This is a genomic window from Elusimicrobiaceae bacterium (assembly GCA_028700325.1).
GTDB lineage: Bacteria > Elusimicrobiota > Elusimicrobia > Elusimicrobiales > Elusimicrobiaceae > JAQVSV01.
Genome location: JAQVSV010000118.1, coordinates 1 through 3,861, shown reverse-complemented (window position 1 = coordinate 3,861; position 3,861 = coordinate 1). Strand labels below are relative to the sequence as shown.

Genomic DNA, 3,861 nt, shown 5'->3' with positions numbered 1-3,861 from the left:
GTTACCCGGAGTATCAGGATTCCCTCGTTCTCGCCCCGGCGCATGGCCAGCACCCGGTGCGAAGGAGCCTTGGCGACCGGTTCTTTCCATTCGAAATAATCCTTGAATTTCGCGCCCTCCGTTTCCTTGCCGGTGATAACCCTGGAAACGAATTCCCCTTTGTCGAAATACAGCTTTCGCATGCGGGCGCGCGCTTCTTCCGTTTCACTGACGGTTTCTGCGATTATATCGCGCGCTCCTGCCAGCGCTTCTTCTGCCGTCTGCACTTCTTTTTCCTCGTTAATATACTTTTGCGCTTCGGTTTGCGGGTCGGCGTTTGCCTGCGCGAGCAGAAACAGCGCCAGCGGGTCCAGCCCTTTTTCGCGCGCGACGGTGGCGCGCGTGCGGCGTTTCGGCCGGAACGGCAGATAGATGTCTTCCAGTTTCGAGAGGGTTTCGGCGGCGGCAATTTTTGCGTTCAATTCGTCGGTCAGCAGGTTGCGTTCCGTGAGGGAGGCGAGAATCGCGCCGCGCCGTTCGTCCAGTTCCTTGAGGGCGGCGTGCCGGTCGCGGATACTGGCTATGGCCACTTCATCCAGATTGCCGGTGGCTTCTTTCCTGTAGCGGGCGATGAACGGAATTGTCGAGCCCGCATCCATAAGCTCAAGCACCGCGTTTACCGACTGCTGCGAAACTGCCAGCTCCCCGCTGATTTTTGCCGAATAGGCCGTTGTCATGCGCTTTTCCTCCATAACCGAATCTTTACTCGATGTAAGCAATGCCGTAATTGTACCCGTCCGGTGTGGCGGCGGTATTGGAGAAAAGCACCAGCGCGTTGCCGGCCGCCAGTTCTTCACGCCGGGTTTTCATTGCGGCGGCGGCCTGGGCAAGCGTAGCAAAGGAGCGCTTGCCGGAGGCGAGCAGCGGTGCGCCCTTCGATAGAAGCGTTATTTTGAAGCCTTCCCCGGTTTTGCCGGTTTCAATAACCGGTATTCCCAAAGTTTTCAGGTGTTTGGTTGTGCCGCGTTCGCAAGACTGCAAGGTCAGGGTATGGTGCGAAAATTTCTTCAGGTCGTCCGGATTGGACTGGCAGGCATAATAGATTGTTATGGAGTATTTCCCGTCCTCTTTCAGCGCGGACGACGCCAGCACCGGCAGCCCGGCCGATTTGAAAGCCGAAGCCAGCACCCGGACGGCAGCAGTTGCTTCCTGCCGCGAACCGTAGCGGTTGAAAGCGTTGTATTCCATTACCTCAATCGGGCCGCTTGATTGCCCGCGCAGTATATAGAAGCCGCCTTTCTGGCGCGGCTCCAACCGGTCAAAACGCAGGCCGAGCGGCGCGCCCGTTTTTAGTATGCTTTCGGCTACAATGCGCGCTTCGGAAACAGTATTGTAAGGCCGGCTGGTGAACGCGGTGCCGGGTTCAGCCGCCGCAGGAACGGACAGCGCGCACCAGCACAGCGCAGCAATAAAAGAGTGCATGTTTTTCATAAATGGATTGTCTTGCGCCGGTCAAACTCCGGGTTTTGCTGCTGGGTTTAATTTAAGCGTGAAATCCCGGACTGACTCCAGCATTTCCCTGCGGTCCCTGTCCGCCACAAACGGCACCTCATACAGGAAAACATGGCGTGTAACCCGCAGGCCGGAGAAGCGGAAAATTCCGTCGCTGGCGAGATGCTCTATGCAGGTGCGGTTGCCGGATTTTTCATATTCGTTTTTAGAGCCGCCGGCGGTATTGAAAATAATGATCTGCTTGCCGGACAACAGGCCCCTGGGGCCCTGCGGCGTATAGTCGTAGGCGAACCCTTTCAGAAACACCCTGTCAATAAAACCTTTTAATATGGCGGGAAACGACATCCACCAGATCGGGTAAATCAGTGTTATCATGTCTGCGCGGGCTATTTTGGCCTGCGCGGTTTTTATATCGTCCGGCAGAGTGTTCGCGGCGAATGCGGAGAAATCCGCGCTGTCAAGCGCGGCCTTGAAATTTTCGGCGTACAGGTCGAGCAGTTCGGTTTCATTACCCGCCTGCGCAAGCGCGGCGATATGTGTATCACGCACCGCCGCGCAAAAGCTTTTCGGATTCGGATGCGCGTAAATTATAAGGTATTTCATGACAATGCCTTCCCCCCCCTTCCTCTTGCCATATATGATATCATTTATGGTGCCGGTGCGGAAATGTTATAATTTTCTTTTAAAATAGTCACGAAATAGTCACGGGAACCCTCTTGCGCAGATTTTTTCTTGCTTTTCCGGCAATTGTTTTCCTGGCGTTTTTCGCAGCAAACGCCGTGGCCGGAGTTTTTTATTCGGATTGCCGCACCCTGTCCATGACTTTGCCGGCCGGGTGGAAACCCGCCCGCCAGAAACTGCTGCCGAAATCAACGCTGGAAGTAACTTCCGGCAAAAGCCGCCTCGCTTTATACCCTTTTTTCGGGATAACCGGGCAGGCCGAGCTGGGCCGCCAGCTTCAGTCCGACCGGAAACTTGTTCTTGATAATCTGCAGCAGCCGTCCGGGGTTGGCAGGCTGGTGTCCGGTTCCGCGGTCTACTATTATTTCGCCTGGAGCAGTTCCGGCGGCATGAACACGATGGGCTATCTCAACGCGGGCGGGCGGTTTTACCATCTTGTTTTGAAGGACGTTGCCGCTTTTTCCCAGGTGAAGACGCTGCTGGCGGGCGTGACGGTTCTGCCCGTTCCGCCTGACCCGGCGTTTACCGGCCCGGTTGTCAATTCGGGTCCGCGCGATACCGCGCTGCTGCTGTCGCTCAACCGGCGGGAATATCCGCAGGCGGAAACCGTTTCCAAGGTTCTTTCCCTTACCCGGTACAACGGCGCGATGGTGTCGGTGTCGGAAGAAACCGCCGATGACGAAGCCGGATTTTCCGCGCTTTGCGCGCAGACCGAAATACGCAAAAAAGCCGTTTCGCGTTCAACCGGCACGCTTGCCAACGGCTGGGAATACTGCAAAACGGTTTATTCCGAGCTTGGCGGCGAGCTGGCTGATTACTATTTCAGGGCCGGCGGGCTGATTTATATGGCGCAGGCCGGGAACGTGCCGGACGAGGCCGTGCTGCGGCTTCTTTCAACCGGCAAAACAACCAGCATCATGGCGGGCGCGAATTCCGGCATACGGGGTCAGGATGCGGCCGCCGGCGGCACCGCATTTAAACTGCCACCGGAAGGCAACCCGGCGCAGCGGCCGCTGGCTTCGCTTCCGCCGCTCCCGAAACGCGCGCTCGGAGCGCAGATTAAACTGATTTTTGCCGTTATCGGTTTTACGGTACTGAGTTTTCTGCTCAGGCTGGTACTGCCCGCGCCGGAGAATCCGCCGTTCAGCGTTGATCCCAACTCACCTTATCCGCTAAGAGTCGCGCGCCGGTACCTGGCTTTCCATGCCGTTTATGAAGCGGCCGATGCGCAGGACCGGCAATATACCGCCGTCAGCCCGCGTTTCACGGAGCTGGCGACGGGGCTGAGCGCGTTTGTTTTTATCGCGGCGATGGCCGCCCGGACGGCTTTTGACCTTACCGGTTCGCCCGACGCCGCTTTGGCCGGCCGGATAGGCGCGGCTTCGTTTGTGGTGGCGGTGGGGTTTCTGGCGCTTTCGATAGTGGTGCCCAAGCGCATGTTTCTGTATGACGAGAACATGAAGCTGCTTGCCTGCGCGGTGATGCGGCCCATGTTTCTTTTCGGCAAAACATTCGTGGTGTATGATCCGCAGGGCCGGCAGGTTGCGCTGATCATACGCTCGATGTTCCGGCTGACCCGGCATTGGTATATAGCAGATCTTAATGGTGAAGGCCGTTATGAAATGAGCGAAACTTCCGCCCTGAAGGCGGGTTTCCGCAAAATGTTCGGGCATTTGTGTGGCATGCTGG

Annotated in this window: 4 protein-coding genes; 1 reads left to right on the top strand and 3 read right to left on the bottom strand. The window is 57.1% G+C overall.

Translation table 11 applies throughout. From position 1 onward, the window contains the following. The 3 genes from PHW69_09960 to PHW69_09950 all read right to left on the bottom strand — a co-directional run. A partial coding sequence (locus PHW69_09960; GenBank protein MDD4005507.1) for a Tex-like N-terminal domain-containing protein occupies window positions 1–716 on the bottom strand: 716 nt, incomplete at its 3' end. Window positions 717–741: 25 nt separating this feature from the next. Next, window positions 742–1,470 carry a hypothetical protein gene (locus tag PHW69_09955; GenBank protein ID MDD4005506.1) on the bottom strand — a complete coding sequence of 243 codons (729 nt, stop codon included), beginning with the start codon at window positions 1,468–1,470 and terminating at the stop codon, window positions 742–744. 21 nt (window positions 1,471–1,491) lie between these two features. Beyond that, window positions 1,492–2,094 (bottom strand): NAD(P)H-dependent oxidoreductase, encoded by a 603-nt coding sequence (locus PHW69_09950; protein ID MDD4005505.1) that lies wholly within the window; start codon window positions 2,092–2,094, stop codon window positions 1,492–1,494. A gap of 113 nt (window positions 2,095–2,207) precedes the next feature. Between PHW69_09950 and PHW69_09945 the strand changes: the two genes are divergently transcribed. After that, window positions 2,208–3,861, top strand: a 1,654-nt coding sequence (locus PHW69_09945; GenBank protein ID MDD4005504.1) for a hypothetical protein, incomplete at its 3' end; no start/stop codon positions are given.